At 60.9% G+C, this 13,720-nt stretch carries 14 protein-coding genes; 3 read left to right on the top strand and 11 right to left on the bottom strand.

All coding sequences use genetic code 11. The annotated features are described in order from the left end of the window. Window positions 1-25: 25 nt before the first annotated feature. Complete coding sequence (locus K5R89_RS10640) at window positions 26-2,389, bottom strand: TonB-dependent receptor (RefSeq protein WP_217259447.1); 2,364 nt, start codon at window positions 2,387-2,389, stop codon at window positions 26-28. Between the two features lie 215 nt (window positions 2,390-2,604). On the opposite strand from K5R89_RS10640, the gene K5R89_RS10635 reads away from it, so the two are divergent. Beyond that, window positions 2,605-2,898, top strand: a complete 294-nt coding sequence (locus tag K5R89_RS10635; RefSeq protein ID WP_004205627.1) for a SelT/SelW/SelH family protein — start codon at window positions 2,605-2,607, stop codon at window positions 2,896-2,898. Window positions 2,899-2,975: 77 nt separating this feature from the next. Then, complete coding sequence (locus K5R89_RS10630; protein ID WP_217259446.1) at window positions 2,976-3,317, top strand: nitrous oxide-stimulated promoter family protein; 342 nt, start codon at window positions 2,976-2,978, stop codon at window positions 3,315-3,317. 60 nt (window positions 3,318-3,377) lie between these two features. On the opposite strand, the gene K5R89_RS10625 is transcribed toward K5R89_RS10630, so the two are convergent. The 10 genes from K5R89_RS10625 to hypA form a co-directional block, all read right to left on the bottom strand. Next, window positions 3,378-4,232: a metal ABC transporter permease gene (locus K5R89_RS10625; RefSeq protein WP_044524514.1), complete on the bottom strand. Its 855-nt coding sequence runs from the start codon at window positions 4,230-4,232 to the stop codon at window positions 3,378-3,380. Further along, on the bottom strand, window positions 4,226-5,074 hold the full coding sequence (gene sitC / locus K5R89_RS10620; RefSeq protein ID WP_023290804.1) for an iron/manganese ABC transporter permease subunit SitC: 849 nt from the start codon (window positions 5,072-5,074) through the stop codon (window positions 4,226-4,228). The genes K5R89_RS10625 and sitC overlap by 7 nt, the downstream gene beginning before the upstream one ends. Then, complete coding sequence (locus K5R89_RS10615; RefSeq protein ID WP_044524512.1) at window positions 5,071-5,892, bottom strand: manganese/iron ABC transporter ATP-binding protein; 822 nt, start codon at window positions 5,890-5,892, stop codon at window positions 5,071-5,073. The genes sitC and K5R89_RS10615 overlap by 4 nt, the downstream gene beginning before the upstream one ends. After that, window positions 5,889-6,806, bottom strand: a complete 918-nt coding sequence (locus K5R89_RS10610; RefSeq protein WP_072420507.1) for a metal ABC transporter substrate-binding protein — start codon at window positions 6,804-6,806, stop codon at window positions 5,889-5,891. Before K5R89_RS10610 ends, K5R89_RS10615 begins: the two co-directional genes overlap by 4 nt. 310 nt (window positions 6,807-7,116) lie before the next feature. Then, a complete protein-coding gene (gene flhA, locus K5R89_RS10605) occupies window positions 7,117-9,189 on the bottom strand; it encodes a formate hydrogenlyase transcriptional activator FlhA (RefSeq protein WP_044524510.1) in 2,073 nt (690 codons plus the stop codon). A 235-nt stretch (window positions 9,190-9,424) separates the two neighbouring features. Continuing rightward, window positions 9,425-10,435, bottom strand: coding sequence for a hydrogenase expression/formation protein HypE (hypE, locus tag K5R89_RS10600; protein ID WP_044524509.1), 1,011 nt, complete (start codon window positions 10,433-10,435; stop codon window positions 9,425-9,427). Further along, complete coding sequence (gene hypD, locus K5R89_RS10595; protein ID WP_044524508.1) at window positions 10,432-11,553, bottom strand: hydrogenase formation protein HypD; 1,122 nt, start codon at window positions 11,551-11,553, stop codon at window positions 10,432-10,434. Before hypD ends, hypE begins: the two co-directional genes overlap by 4 nt. Continuing rightward, window positions 11,553-11,825, bottom strand: coding sequence for a HypC/HybG/HupF family hydrogenase formation chaperone (locus K5R89_RS10590; protein ID WP_002914934.1), 273 nt, complete (start codon window positions 11,823-11,825; stop codon window positions 11,553-11,555). Before K5R89_RS10590 ends, hypD begins: the two co-directional genes overlap by 1 nt. Then, window positions 11,816-12,688 (bottom strand): hydrogenase nickel incorporation protein HypB, encoded by an 873-nt coding sequence (gene hypB, locus K5R89_RS10585; protein ID WP_023290798.1) that lies wholly within the window; start codon window positions 12,686-12,688, stop codon window positions 11,816-11,818. The genes K5R89_RS10590 and hypB overlap by 10 nt, the downstream gene beginning before the upstream one ends. Before the next feature lie 3 nt (window positions 12,689-12,691). Continuing rightward, window positions 12,692-13,036: a hydrogenase maturation nickel metallochaperone HypA gene (gene hypA, locus K5R89_RS10580; RefSeq protein WP_004205644.1), complete on the bottom strand. Its 345-nt coding sequence runs from the start codon at window positions 13,034-13,036 to the stop codon at window positions 12,692-12,694. A gap of 210 nt (window positions 13,037-13,246) precedes the next feature. On the opposite strand from hypA, the gene hycA reads away from it, so the two are divergent. Then, on the top strand, window positions 13,247-13,696 hold the full coding sequence (hycA, locus tag K5R89_RS10575) for a formate hydrogenlyase regulator HycA (protein ID WP_004205645.1): 450 nt from the start codon (window positions 13,247-13,249) through the stop codon (window positions 13,694-13,696). The last annotated feature ends 24 nt before the right edge of the window (window positions 13,697-13,720 follow it).

The following is a 13,720-nucleotide window of genomic DNA, read 5'->3' as shown; positions in this document are numbered from 1 at the left end:
GGCAGGTGAGTTGTTCTTCGGGCAATCAGAAGTCGACGTTGACCCCAAGCTGCCAGGTGCGGCCCGGCATGACCGCCAGCGCTTTATCATTGGCGTCCTGGTTGGTGCCGGTCTCGATATTGCGGCTACTCAGGTAATCCCAGTATTTACGATCGGTGAGGTTGTAGACCCCGCCATTGAGGCGCACGTTTTTCGCTACCTGCCAGTACGCGGTCCAGTCCAGCATGCCGTAGCCCGGCACGCGCATATAGTCGCTGCTGGCATCGGCGATGGCGGACCCGCTGTTGCTGTAGCTTTCGCGGTTGGTGGCGGTCGCCTGTTTCCCCTTGACGAAGGTTGCCGTCAGGGCGGTGCCGTAGCGTTTCGCCGGATCGTCCCACGCCACGCCGACGATAGCTTTCATCGGCGCTACGCTGTCGAGGTCGACGTATTTATCGCCGCTGTAGCTGGATTTCGATTTCCCTTCGCTATAGCCGAAGGCGAGGGTGGCGCTCAGGCCGTTCACCTGCTCAAACCAGGTGCCAAAGTTAAATTTGGTGCTGATCTCACCGCCGTAGATATAGGCTTTATCGCGGTTTTCCGCCTGATAAATGGTGTAGATATTCGACGGCACGTTAGTGAACTGGCCCGGATTATTCGCCCGGGTATAGCGGGTATAGGCGATAAAGTTCTTATAGCTGTTGTAGAACAGCGCTGTGCGCAGGGTGATGCCTTCGGTAACTTCCCCCTTCAGCCCCCACTCGAGATTATCGCTGGTTTCCGTCTTCAGATCGGTATTGCCGATCAGGGCATACTGCTGGCTGCCGGCGTAGCTGGACCCAAGGTTCCAGGATCCATACAGCTGACTGGCGTTGGGGAACTGCGCGCCGCGCTGGTACTGCAGGTAGGTCATCAGGCGCGGCGTGAGGTCGTACTGGAAGGTCAACGACGGCAGAACCTGGGTATCGCTGTTTTTACCGTACAGATTCGCCACCGACGATTCGGTCAGCGCGCTGCTGTTGGCGGCAAGGTCGGACAGATTTTCCGGCTTCGTCGATTGATGCACCACGCGCACGCCGGGAATGATGGCGAAGTTGTGGCTATCAAGGTCGAAGTTGATCTTATCCTGGACAAAGCCGCCGAGAGTGTAGCTGCGGCTGTCCGCCTCCGGCTGCATGATCTCGCTGTAAACGCTGGGGATCGGCGACTGGCTGAACGGCCGCTGGGTTTTGCTGGTGCTGGCGTTAAAACCGGCGCTCAGATCGTGGCGGCCCAGGGTTTTCGCCAGCGCGGTCTGCAGGCCCCAGGTGTCAGTGTCGTAGTTGGAGTTCACCGTCTGCATTCTGCGGGTGACGCTATCCGGCATATACGTCCAGTCATGGGCTTCGGTATGCTGGTAATAGATTTTACTGGAGACGCTGTCGAGGTAGTCATTCATCGGCGTCCAGTCATCCTTCAGGCTCAGGCCCCAGCGTCGGGTCTGGCTGGTCTGGTTGGCGGTGCCAATGGTGCTGTTGCCGCTGGAGTCCCAGGTATCGTAGTGGGTGTGGTTGGTTTTGTGGTAATAGTCGAAGGTGCTGGTTAGCTTGTGCTCGTCGTTGGGCTGCCAGATCCCGGAGGCCAGAAAGGCATCGGAGTGCCAGTTCGCCGGGTAGGCGTCGACGGTGCCGCTGTTATTTTCGGTTTCCTGGCCGTCGCGGCGGCTGTAGACCAAAATGCCGCGCAGGAACTCGTCGCCGCCGGCGACGGTCACCCCGTTGTGCCAGCTGCGATCCGCGGAGTCGTAGCCGCTGCGATAGCCGAAGGCGCTGGTTTTGCCCGGGCGCAGGTAATCATCCGCCGATTTCGGGCGGAAGGAGACATTCCCTCCGATGGCGCTGTTGGCCGTTTCCGTCGAGGTGGCGCCAGACTGGATATCCACGCTGCCGTACATATACGGGTCGATATAATCGCGGCCGATGCCGAAGGTATTGAGCCCCGAGCGGCCGACGTAGCCGCGGCCGGTGGCGTTGGGCTGGGCGATACCGTCCACGTCGATACCGACGCGGTTGCTCTCCATGCCGCGAATGTTGTAGCCGGTGTAGCCCCCGCGGTCGAAGCCGCTTTTGCCGTTGCCGGAGCCGCCGCTGGCCCCGGTGGCGCTGATGAGCGGTTCATAGCGCATGATCGAGCCGAAATCGTTAGCGCCTTTGTCCTCCAGCTCCCGGGCGCTGATGCTGTGCTCGTTACCGGCTTTTTGCGCCGGCGCGGGAGCGGTGACGGTCATTTGTTCCGAGGTGTCATCCACCGCCTCGCCGCCGATGGCGGAAGTGCCTGCTGCGACGGCAGAAGTTTGATAAATTGCTGCAAGCAAAGAGGTCACCAGCAGGCGTTTTTTACACCCTGCTGCTGACGGAGTCGATTTGTACATAGTCGCCACGCCTTGATCGTTATTAGTATCGGCTCACGCGTTACTTCCAGAGTTGCAGGTTGCTCCGTCTTTTCCGTTGCGGATAGGGTCTTACTCCATTTGTTGATTGCGAATGGTAATGATAGGTATTATCGTTTGCAACAAAATATTCATGTATTCCTCATTTAAACTGCACTTTGTTTACACTGTGCCCTTTCAGCCTGAGCGAGATGACGATGAATTCAAAAGCGGCTATCACCATCACCTATTGTTCCCAGTGCAACTGGATGCTGCGCGCCAGCTGGATGGCGCAGGAGCTGTTACACACCTTCAGCACCGATATCGCCTCGGTGACGCTGGTGCCGGGCACCGGCGGGATCTTCACTATCGATATCGACGGCCAGCAGATCTGGGAGCGCAAGCAGGATGGCGGCTTTCCGGATGCGGCAGAGCTGAAACGCCGGGTGCGCGATGTCTGCTTCCCGGAAAAAGCATTGGGGCATGTTGATAAACCCGCTAACCCGACCTAATCGTTAGGAAAGCGGCTGCGTGGCCCGTTTAAAAGGTGTATTATTCATGCATCTTTGTGTGGGGAGGAAAGTTGACGGTGGGCAAACGCATCGAACGTGAAAAGCAGACGATCGGTCGGATGATTGGGCTTTATCAGCGCCGCTGTCCGGATGCCCGCGACGACGGCGAACACTATCAGGCGCTGAACGCCTACGCCGACAAGCGGCTTGATAAGTGCGTGTTTGGCGACAATAAACCGGCCTGCAAGCAGTGTCCGGTACACTGCTATCAGCCGGCGAAGCGCGAAGAGATGAAGCAGATTATGCGCTGGGCCGGGCCACGAATGCTCTGGCACCACCCGATCCTGACCCTTCGCCATCTGCTGGATGACAGGCGGCCAGCGCCGCCGCTGCCGGAAAAATATCGACCGAAAAAATAGCGGCCTTTCCCCGGCCTGGGCTGCGCGCAGCCGGGGGGCAAGCGTAGCTCCGGTAAGGCGTTAGCCGCCACCGGGGATGGGTGATGAAGCCTTCTGTTTCTGACTATCCCGGATCGTGCTTGTCACAAAGGCGACCACAAACAGCGCGGTGAACAGCACCACGATAGTCGGCGCCGGCGCGCTATCGAGATAAAACGCCAGCCACACCCCTCCCGCCGAGCAGCAGACCGCTACCGCCACCGCCAGCAGCAGGGCGTGGATAAAGCGCCGTACCAGCAGGAGCGCGATCGCCCCTGGGGCAATCAGCAGCGAAATCGACAGGATAATCCCTACCGACTGCAGCGTCGCGACGATGGTCAGGGCGATCATGCACAGCATGCCGTAGTGCAGCAGTCCGCCGCGCAGGCCGCTGGCTTTGGCCTGCGTCGGATCGAAGGCGTGCAGCAAAAAATCCCGCCATTTCAGCCCGATAATCAGCGCAATCATCAGCGCGATAGCCGCCGTTTGTCCAATATCGCTGAGGGAGATCCCCAGCATGTCGCCGAACAGAATATGGTCGAGATGGACGTCGGACTGGATCGCTACGTACAGCACCAGCCCGGCGCCAAACATGCCGGAGAAGACAATTCCCATGATGGTATCGCGTTTGAGGCGGCTGTTGTCGTCGAGAAACCCGGTCGTCACGGCGCAGAGCAGCCCGGCGATAAACGCGCCGATGGCGAAGGGGATGCCGATAATGTAGGCCAGCACCACGCCGGGAAAGACCGCGTGGCTCATGGCGTCGCCCATCAGCGCCCAGCCTTTGAGCACCAGAAAGACCGACAGCAGCGCGCAGGGCACGGCAACGACCATCGATACTGTTATCGCGTTGACCATAAAAGGAAACTGGAACGGGGCCAGGATCAGATTCAGCATGCGGCCTCCCCGGCGCGGCGGCGGTTGGCCAGCAGGCCATGCTTCGGCGCGAAGATAAAGGTGATGAGGAACAGCAGCGTTTGCGCCACCACGATAATGCCGCCGGTGGCGCCGTCGAGGTAGTAACTGAGCCAGGCGCCGAAGAAGCTGGTCAGGCTGCCGATGGCGACGGCGATGGCCAGCAGGCGCGGGAAGCGGTCGGTTAACAGCCAGGCGGTGGCGCCGGGGGTGACCACCAGGCAGATAACCAGAAAGGCGCCGACGGTCTGCAGCGCCGCTACGGTGCAGGCCGCCAGCAGGGTAAAGAACAGCAGCTTCAGGCCGCGGGTGTTCAGACCAATCGAGCGGGCGTGGTGCTCATCGAAGAAGGTCACCATCAGATCTTTCCACTTCAACAGCAGGATCGCCATCGAGATAAAGCCGATCGCCGCCAGCTGGATAATATCCTCCGGGGCGATGGCCAGAATATTGCCGAGGATAATGGTCTGGATATTCACCGACGTCGGGTTCAGCGACACCATAAACAGCCCGATCCCGAAGAAGGAGGAGAATATCAGGCCGATAATCGCATCCTCTTTCAGCCGCGACCGCTGCTGCAAAAACAGCATACTGCCCGCCGCCAGGCCGCCGGAGAGAAACGCGCCGAGGGCAAACGGCAGGCCGAGCATATAGGCCCCGGCGACGCCGGGCACAATCGAGTGGGAAAGGGCGTCGCCAATCAGCGACCAGCCCTTCAGCATCAGGTAGCAGGAGAGAAAGGCGCAGACGCCGCCCACCAGCGCCGCCACCCACATCGCATTGAGCATATAGTGATAGCCAAACGGCTCCAGCAGCCAGCTCATCGTGGGCCTCCCGCCGCGCGCCGGCTGATAAACGGCCGCTCGTCATCGGTGATAATCTGCGCTTCCGCACCGGTGAGCGCGACGTGGCGCAGTACGCCGCTGAAAGCCCGCTCCAGATTCTCGGCGGTGAAGGTGGTTTCTGTCGGGCCGCTGGCCAGCACGGTGCCTTTTACCATCACCGTGTAATCGCAAAATTCACTTACGGACCCGAGATTATGGGTGGAAACCAGCATGGTACAGCCCTCATCGCGGAGCTCGCGCAGCAGGCTGATGATCCGCGCTTCGGTCTGCACATCGACGCCGGTAAAAGGCTCATCCAGCAGGATCACCTGGCCCTGCTGAGCGATGGCGCGGGCAAGGAAGACGCGCTTTTTCTGCCCGCCGGAGAGCTCGCCAATTTGCCGATGGCGGTACTCGCTCATGCCCACGCGGGCCAGCGCGGCATCGACAATCTCGCGATCGCGCGGCTTTGCCCGCCGCAGCCAGCCCATATGGCCGTAGCGGCCCATCATCACCACATCCTCCACCAGCACCGGGAAGGACCAGTCCACCTCTTCCGACTGCGGGACATAGGCGACCAGGTTCTGGCGCAGCGCGCGGTTGACCGGCTGGCCGAGGATGGCGATCTCGCCGTGACCGACGCGCACAAAGCCCATCAGCGCTTTAAACAGTGTGGATTTACCCGAGCCGTTAACCCCCACCAGCGCGGCAATGGAGCCGCGCGGTACGCTGAACGAGGCGTCGCGCAGGGCGGTGTGGCCGTTGCGCCAGGTGACGGTGAGCTGGTCGACATACAGACCCGCTTGCGCAGTATTCATGGCTGTTTCCTCATCCCGTCCTGGATACCGTTGACGATGGTTTCGGTGGTGACGCGCAGCAGGTCGAGCCAGGTCGGCACCGGGCCGTCGGCGGCGCTCAGCGAATCGACATACAGCACGCCGCCGTAGTGGGCGCCGGCTTCGCGCGCCACCTGACGCGCCGGTTTATCGGAGATGGTGCTTTCGCTGAAGATGGTCGGGATCTGTTCTTTCTTCATGGTGTCGATAACCTTGCGCACCTGTTGCGGAGTGCCCTGCTGGTCGGCGTTAATCGGCCACAGATACAGTTCGCGCAGGCCATAGTCGCGGGCCAGATAGGAGAAGGCTCCCTCGCTGGTGACCAGCCAGCGCTTATCCGCCGGCAGCTGCGCCAGTCTGGCCTGCAGCGGCGCCATCGTCTGGCGGATCTTCTCTTTATAGGTCTCGGCGTTGCGGCGATAGGTGTCGGCGTGAGGCGGATCGTATTTCACCAGCGCATCGCGAATATTATCGACATAGATCAGGGCGTTATCTGCCGACATCCAGGCATGAGGATTGGGCTTCCCGCTATAGGGGCCTGCGCTGATGCCCATCGGCTGGATCCCCTCGCTGACCACCACCTCCGGGACGCCCTGCAGGTGCTGATAAAAGCGGGCAAACCACCGTTCGAGATTGAGACCGTTGCTGAGGATCAGCTGCGCCCCCTGCGCGCGTTTGATATCGCCGGGGGTAGGCTGGTAGTCGTGGATCTCCGCGCCCGGTTTGGTGATGGAGCTGACGACGGCGGCATCGCCGGCCACGTTCTGCGCCATATCGGCGATAACCGTGAAGGTGGTGATAACCCTGAATTTCTCCTGCGCCGAGGCCGGCGCCGCGGCCAGCAGGGCCAGCGCGCTGGCCAGCAGCAATGATTTCAGCGGTGTCAGGTGCAGCATAGGATCCCTCGCAATGATGTGGTTAATTTCCCAGCGTTTATAGCCATTGCTATGTTATATAGCACAAGCTATTTACAAATGAAAATAATTCTTATTTGCATGCGTGGGTAATGATTAGAGCGAGAACGATTTTGTCAGGGGATTTAAATTAACCCGGGCTGCATTGTGCTGGCCCGGGTCACATGCGGTATTCGGTTTACCGGCTCGCAAGCCGGGCGCCTTCGGGGGAAAGTGCTGCGTGTGTGCTGGGTGGCGGCGACGCCTTGCCCGGCCAGCAACACCTGCGATGATAAATAAATAGCAGGCGAGGCTACACCAGTTCGTCTTTATTAATACCCAGCCGCTTCATGCGCGACAGGAGCGTGGTGCGCTTCAGCCCCAGCCGCTGGGCGGCGCCCTTCGGCCCGGCCACCACGCCGTTGCTCTCCTTCAGCACCCGGACGATCAGCTGATATTCATCTTCGCCTTCCTCAGGCAGGACCTCTGGCGACCGCGGAGGCTCGACGATATCCCGCTCCGGCAGGGAGAGCTGCAGCACGTTGCCGCGGGTCAGCAGCACCGCCCGTTCGATGACGTTTTCCAGCTCGCGCACGTTGCCCGGCCACTCCATGCGCGTCAGGGTACGCAGGGTCTCCGCCGGAATGCTGTCGATATTGCGTCCCATGCGGCGGGCGATTTTGAAGGTAAAGGCCTTCACCAGCAGCGGGATATCGTCGGGGCGCTCGCGCAGCGGCGGCAGGTGGATCGGGAACACGTTGAGCCGGTAGTAGAGGTCGCTGCGAAATTCCCTGTCGATAACCATCTGCTTGAGATCGCGGTTGGTGGCGGCGATCAGTCGGACGTCGGTCTGGATCAGCTTGTTGCTTCCCAGGCGCTCGAACTCCTGCTCCTGGAGAACGCGCAGCAGTTTGGGCTGCAGCTCCAGCGGCATATCGCCCACTTCATCAAGGAACAGGGAGCTTTTGTCCGCCAGTTCGAAGCGGCCGATACGCTGGGCGCTGGCCCCGGTGAAGGCTCCGCGTTCGTGGCCGAACAGATCGCTCTCCAGCAGTCCGGCGGGCATCGCGGCGCAGTTCATCTTCACCATCCGCCGACTGTTTCGTCCGCTGAGGTTATGAATGGCGCGGGCGATAAGCTCTTTGCCGGTGCCGGTTTCGCCGAGGATCAGCACGGTGCTGTCGCTGTGGGCCACCATCTCGACCTGCTTGAGCACATTGTTCATCGCCTCGCTGCGGCCGATGATCTCCCCGAATTCGCTCTCGACATTGTTGAGCTGCTCGGTGAGGGCGAGGTTCTCATCCACCAGTCGCTCTTTCAGGCGCTGAATTTCACGGTAGGCGAGGGCGTTATCGATAGCGATCGACACCCGCTCGGCGATCTGGCGCAGCAGCTTGAGATTGGTAGTGGTAAACACCTGTTCGTCGCATTGCGCCAGCTTCAGCACCCCGAGGAGGGTGTTGCCGGACATCAGCGGCAGCAGGCACAGGGTCTGGATCTTGTTGCCCCACATTTCGAAGAGCATCTTCTCGTACGGCGCGAGGGTGTCATGCTCGTGCAGATTAAGCAGCAGCATCTCTTTGCTTTTGAACACGCGCTCGGTGAGGGTGCCCGCTTCATCTACCTCGCTCTGGTCGTGAACCGGATGGCTGGCATCGAGATAGTGTGTGGAATAGATGTTGAGCTTCCCTTTGCGGTTGCTGCGCAGCACCACGCTGATGGCGTCGATCCGGAAGTAGCGATGGATCTCTTTCGCCACCTCGCTGACCAGCTCGTCGATATCCAGACGTGAGAGGACCGCGTTGGTGATCGCCACCAGAATGCGGAAGTTGTCGCGCTCGTGGCACAGCAGATCGTAATCGACGTTATTGCTGACCCGGTTCTGAATCTGCTCGCTGACGACGGCGACGATCTGCGCGAAGGTATGCAGCCGCTGGAACTCTTTCTCGCTCCATGGCCGGTTGTCACGGCGCAGAAATTCGCAACCGCCGAAGATCCGCCCGTCGGCCGCAAGCGGCAGCAGCGAGTAGTACCCGAACGAGCGATAGATCCCGCTGCGGATAAGCTGCGGCCAGGTGTCGGCAAAGGTCTCATGATCGCAATGCAGGGCATCCGGCCGGGAGAGTAAGCGGCGCACCGGTCCGTGGGCGAGCACGGTTTCATCTTCATAGCTCACCGGCTGGCCTGCCTCATCGCAGGCGTATCTGGCCGCACGGTGGTTGCCTGCATTCCACAGGATAATGGCCGCTTCGTCGGCCAGTGCGGACTGTTGCACCAGGCGGGTCAGGGTTTCGCTCAGCGCAGCCAGATCGGGCTGCTGTAATAAAAGCCGGGTGATATCAAACAGACCCTGCTGGCCGAGATCGCTCATCGGTGTATACGACATGGCTTACATCCAAAACGCGCCGGCAACGCGGCGCATAAGAAAATGATGGTACAAATAATAGTATGTTAATAAAGCGGTTATTGCCGCTTTAACCCATCCGTGGGCGCCCGCTGGTTTGGGCGGGATAATCATGCTGGCTTTTCCCGGCTCGCGCTGCGCTTAGCCAGGCTACATGTGCGCGCCGTGTTGTAGCCTGGATAAGGCGCCAGCCGCTATCCGGGACCCGACGCCGTGGTTAACAAATTCTCGGCAGCGGCTCGGCGTGGGGAAGATCGAGCGTCCGCTTCACGCCGTACAGCCCGACGGAACGCACGCCCGGGCGGGCGACCACCTCGCCGATTATCGCCGCCTCGCGTCCCAGGGCGTGAGACCGTATATGCGCCAGCACGTTTTTCGCTTCTTCGCGGGCGACGGCGATCACCAGCTTGCCTTCATTGGCGAAGTTCAGGGCGTCCAGCCCGAGCAGCTCGCAGACTCCGCGCACGGTGTCGTTGACCGGCAGCTTCGCCTCGTGCAGTTCAATGCCGCAGCCGCTGGCGGCGGCGAACTCATGGGCGACGGCGTTGACGCCGCCGCGGGTGGCGTCGCGCAGGGCTTTGACGCCGCGCAGCGGCCGCAGGGTTTGGATCAGCGGCGTCAGCACCGCGCAGTCGCTGGACAGCGCGCCGTCGAGCCCCATCTGCTCGCGCAGATTAAGGATGGTGGCGCCATGATCCCCCAGCGTGCCGCTGACCAGCAGCACATCGCCGGCGCTGATCTGCTGCGTCCCCCAGCGAACGTCTGCCGGGATGGCGCCGATGCCGGCGGTGTTAATAAACAGCTTATCCGCCGCGCCGCGCGGTACCACTTTGGTGTCGCCGGTGACGATGGCGATCCCTGCCGCCCGGGCGGTATCGGCCATGCTGGCGACCACCGCTTCCAGGGTAGCCATCTCCAGCCCCTCTTCGAGAATAAACCCGCAGGAAAGATAGCGGGGGATGGCGCCGCTGACCGCCACATCGTTGGCGGTACCGCAGACGGCCAGCTTGCCGATATTGCCGCCGGGAAAGAACAGCGGGTCAATCACATAGCTGTCGGTGGAGAAGGCGAGACGATCCCCCTGGGCGGCAAGCGCCGCCAGATCGAGACGCGCCTGATCTTCCTGCTCCGCCAGCCAGGGGTTGGCGAAAGCCTGCATAAACAGGTCGCCGATCAGCTGCTGCATTGCCTGACCGCCGCTACCGTGGGCTAACTGGACGCTTTTCATGCTTCATATTCCTGACTGCGATATTGATACCAGGCGGCGCAGGCCCCTTCCGAGGAGACCATCAGCGCGCCAAAGGCGCTTTGCGGATTGCAGGTGCTGGCGAAGAGCGGGCACTGGTGCGGTTTACAGCGGCCGGTCAACACCTCGCCGCAGCGGGCGCGCGGGTCGTCGCACACGCGCTGCGGCGCCGGGCGGAAATGGGCCTCGGCATCGAAGCGCTGATAGGCCGGCGTGAGGTGCACGCCGGAGTCGCTGATGACCCCCAGACCGCGCCATTCGCTGTCGCCATCAAGGCGAAACACGTCGGCCATCGCCGCCTGCGCCAGCGGGTTGCCGGCATCCGGCACTACGCGGCGGTACTGATTTTCCACCTCGCTACGCTGCGCTATTGTCTGCTCAACCAGCATCACCGCGCCTTGCAGTAGATCAAGAGGTTCGAAACCGGCGACCACTAACGGGCGATGATAGTCGCTGGCGATAAAGCCGTAGGCTTCGGTGCCGATCACCATACTGACGTGGCCGGGGGCGAGAAAGGCGTTGATACCGTTGTCAGGCTGGTCCAGCAGACTGCGCAGGGTCGGCAGCAGGGTGATGTGCTGGCAGAAAAAGAAGAAGTTATCGACGTTGCGCTCCCGCGCCTGACGCAGGGTGAGGGCGGTGGCGGGCATGGTGGTTTCGAAACCGAGACCGAAAAAGACCACTTCACGCTGCGGGTTTTGCTGCGCCAGCCGCAGGGCGTCCATCGGCGAATAAACGATGCGGACATCGGCGCCGCGGGCTTTCGCCTGCAGCAGTGAGCCGTTTTTGCCCGGAACGCGCATGGCGTCGCCGAAGGTACAGAAGATAACCCCCGGACGACTGGCAATCTCAATGCAGGCGTCGATGCGCCCCATCGGCAGGACGCACACCGGGCAGCCGGGCCCATGAATAAATTCGATATTCTCCGGCAACAGCTGGTCGAGACCGAACTTAAAAATGGCATGGGTATGACCGCCGCAGACCTCCATGATGCGCAGCGGTCGCGCGGCGGTGTGCGGCAGCAGATGGGCACGCTGCTGAAGATGGGCCACCAACTGCATGACCTGCTCAGGGGCGCGGTATTCGTCAACGTAACGCATTATCGCTCCTCGCCGTACAGCAGGGCGCCGACGTCCGGCTCTACGTCAAACATATTTTGCAGCGCTTCGAGAGTGTCGCGGGCTTCGGCTTCATTAATCACGCTCATGGCGAAGCCGACGTGCACCAGCACCCACTGGCCGAGACGCGGCTGGCCCTGCTCGTCAACGGCGCCCACCAGCGTCAGGTCGACGTCGCGCTGAATGCCGCAGACTTCCACCTTCGCCAGCACGCCGTCGATGGCGCAAATTTGTCCCGGAATGCCTATGCACATCGCTGCGTCTCCAGCCAGGTGAGCCACTGATCCATGCCTTCGCCGCTGGTGGCGGAGAGGAGGATAATGTCAATATGCGGATTGACCTCGCGGGCGCAGGCCAGGCACTTCTCGACGTCGAAATTGAGATACGGCAGCAGGTCGACCTTGTTGAGCAGCATCAGGCTGGCGGCGGCGAACATATGCGGATACTTCAGCGGCTTGTCTTCGCCTTCCGTGACCGACAGCACCGCCACCTTATGGCGTTCGCCGAGATCAAAGCTCGCCGGGCAGACCAGGTTACCGACGTTTTCAATAAACAGAATGCCGTGGTCAGCCAGCGGCAGGCGCGGGGCGGCGTCGGCGATCATCTGGGCGTCGAGATGGCAGCCTTTCCCGGTGTTGACCTGAATCGCCGGGGTGCCGGTGGCGCGAATGCGGGCGGCGTCATTGACCGTTTGCTGGTCGCCTTCAATCACTGCGCAGTCGGCACGCCCTTTCAGCCGGGTGAGGGTTTCGGTGAGCAGGGTGGTTTTGCCGGAGCCGGGGCTGGAAACCAGATTCAGCACCAGCTGCTGCTTCGCCGCAAAGCGCGCGCGGTTGCGCGCCGCCAGACGGTTGTTTTTATCCAGCACGTCGATTTCCACTTCCAGCATGCGCCGCTGGCTCTGGCCCGGGGCGTGAGTCCCCGCTTCGCCATGGCCGTAATGCAGATCGCCCTCTGTCGTGCGGGTGGGGGCGAAGTGGTCGGTTTTTACGCCGGTGATGGTCATCGTCTGGCGTGGGGCGGGCGCGAAGGGGGCGCTGCGGAACGCGGAATGCGGGTTTCGTTCGTCTCCTTCAATATAGAGGTTGCCTTCTCCACAGCCGCATGTTGTACACATAATTTACTCCAATTCTAAACGCTGAATCTGTAAGCCGTCATCCGCCACGATCTGTAGCTGGTCGTTATTGCAGTGCGGGCAGCGGCGGACGTGCTGCGAGACAAGATGGACGTACTGCTGACAGCGTTCGCACCAGCATTCAGCCTGTTGTTCGGCGATATGCAGTTCGCACCCCTCCGCCAGCGTGCCGCGGCAGACCAGCTCAAAGCAGAAGGTCAGGGCGCTGGCTTCCACGCAGGAAAATGCTCCCACCTTAAGCCACACGCCGGTCACCCGCCGCGCGCCGGCCTGCTGCGCCTGTTGTTCAATAATTTCCAGCGCCCGCTGGCTGAGGGTGATTTCGTGCATAGTCGCCTCCGTATCGCGATGCGCCTTTTATGCAATAACGGTGCCAGAAAGGACTCGTGGCGGCAGGAAATGTCGATGACGACGCGCCGGGGCTGTCATCGACATGTCGCGTCGGCAGGGAATAAATATAAAAATATAATTAAATCAAATAAATAAAATGTGGCACGGAAAATGCTTAGACGGTGCATCTCATGCTACGGAGAAACCGATATGACTATTTGGGAAATAAGTGAAAAGGCGGATTACATCGCCGACCGTCACCGGCAGCAGCAGGAGCAGTGGCATATCTACTGTAACTCGCTGGTTCAGGGGATCACCCTGTCGAAAGCCCGCCTGCATCACGCGATGAGCTGCGCGCCGGACAAAGAGCTGTGCTTCGTGCTGTTCGGCCATTTTCAGGTGTTCGTCGCCCTGGCGGAAGGCTTCAACAGCCACACCATCGAATACTACGTCGAAAACAAAGGCGGCGGTGATAAGTATCTGATTGCTCAGGCCACGCTCGCCGCGGATGGCACGGTGGACGGGCGGATCAGCAACCGCTCCCGCGACCAGGTGCTGGAGCATTATCTGGCGATTATCGCCACCGTCTATGACCGTCTGTACGACGCCATGGAGCAAGACCAACCGGTGGACTTAAGCCATCTGGCCCTGACCCACTGATCGCAAGGTGTCGACACGTGTCGA

Source organism: Klebsiella sp. TF21-TM, from assembly GCF_019753495.1.
In the GTDB taxonomy this organism is placed as follows: Bacteria; Pseudomonadota; Gammaproteobacteria; order Enterobacterales; family Enterobacteriaceae; genus Klebsiella; species Klebsiella quasipneumoniae.
Note: the sequence above shows the minus strand (reverse complement) of the source record. Positions and strands in the feature narration are given on the sequence as shown.

What these genes read in the sequence shown, in the direction of transcription:
- hypA (WP_004205644.1), bottom strand. Translation starts at nt 13,036, where the DNA reads ATGCACGAAATCACCCTCAGCCAGCGGGCGCTGGAAATTATTGAACAA.
- K5R89_RS10615 (WP_044524512.1), bottom strand. Translation starts at nt 5,892, where the DNA reads ATGAATACTGCGCAAGCGGGTCTGTATGTCGACCAGCTCACCGTCACC.
- K5R89_RS10590 (WP_002914934.1), bottom strand. Translation starts at nt 11,825, where the DNA reads ATGTGCATAGGCATTCCGGGACAAATTTGCGCCATCGACGGCGTGCTG.
- K5R89_RS10640 (WP_217259447.1), bottom strand. Translation starts at nt 2,389, where the DNA reads ATGTACAAATCGACTCCGTCAGCAGCAGGGTGTAAAAAACGCCTGCTG.
- hypB (WP_023290798.1), bottom strand. Translation starts at nt 12,688, where the DNA reads ATGTGTACAACATGCGGCTGTGGAGAAGGCAACCTCTATATTGAAGGA.
- K5R89_RS10625 (WP_044524514.1), bottom strand. Translation starts at nt 4,232, where the DNA reads ATGCTGAATCTGATCCTGGCCCCGTTCCAGTTTCCTTTTATGGTCAAC.
- K5R89_RS10635 (WP_004205627.1), top strand. Translation starts at nt 2,605, where the DNA reads ATGAATTCAAAAGCGGCTATCACCATCACCTATTGTTCCCAGTGCAAC.
- hycA (WP_004205645.1), top strand. Translation starts at nt 13,247, where the DNA reads ATGACTATTTGGGAAATAAGTGAAAAGGCGGATTACATCGCCGACCGT.
- K5R89_RS10610 (WP_072420507.1), bottom strand. Translation starts at nt 6,806, where the DNA reads ATGCTGCACCTGACACCGCTGAAATCATTGCTGCTGGCCAGCGCGCTG.
- hypE (WP_044524509.1), bottom strand. Translation starts at nt 10,435, where the DNA reads ATGAAAAGCGTCCAGTTAGCCCACGGTAGCGGCGGTCAGGCAATGCAG.
- hypD (WP_044524508.1), bottom strand. Translation starts at nt 11,553, where the DNA reads ATGCGTTACGTTGACGAATACCGCGCCCCTGAGCAGGTCATGCAGTTG.
- flhA (WP_044524510.1), bottom strand. Translation starts at nt 9,189, where the DNA reads ATGTCGTATACACCGATGAGCGATCTCGGCCAGCAGGGTCTGTTTGAT.
- sitC (WP_023290804.1), bottom strand. Translation starts at nt 5,074, where the DNA reads ATGAGCTGGCTGCTGGAGCCGTTTGGCTATCACTATATGCTCAATGCG.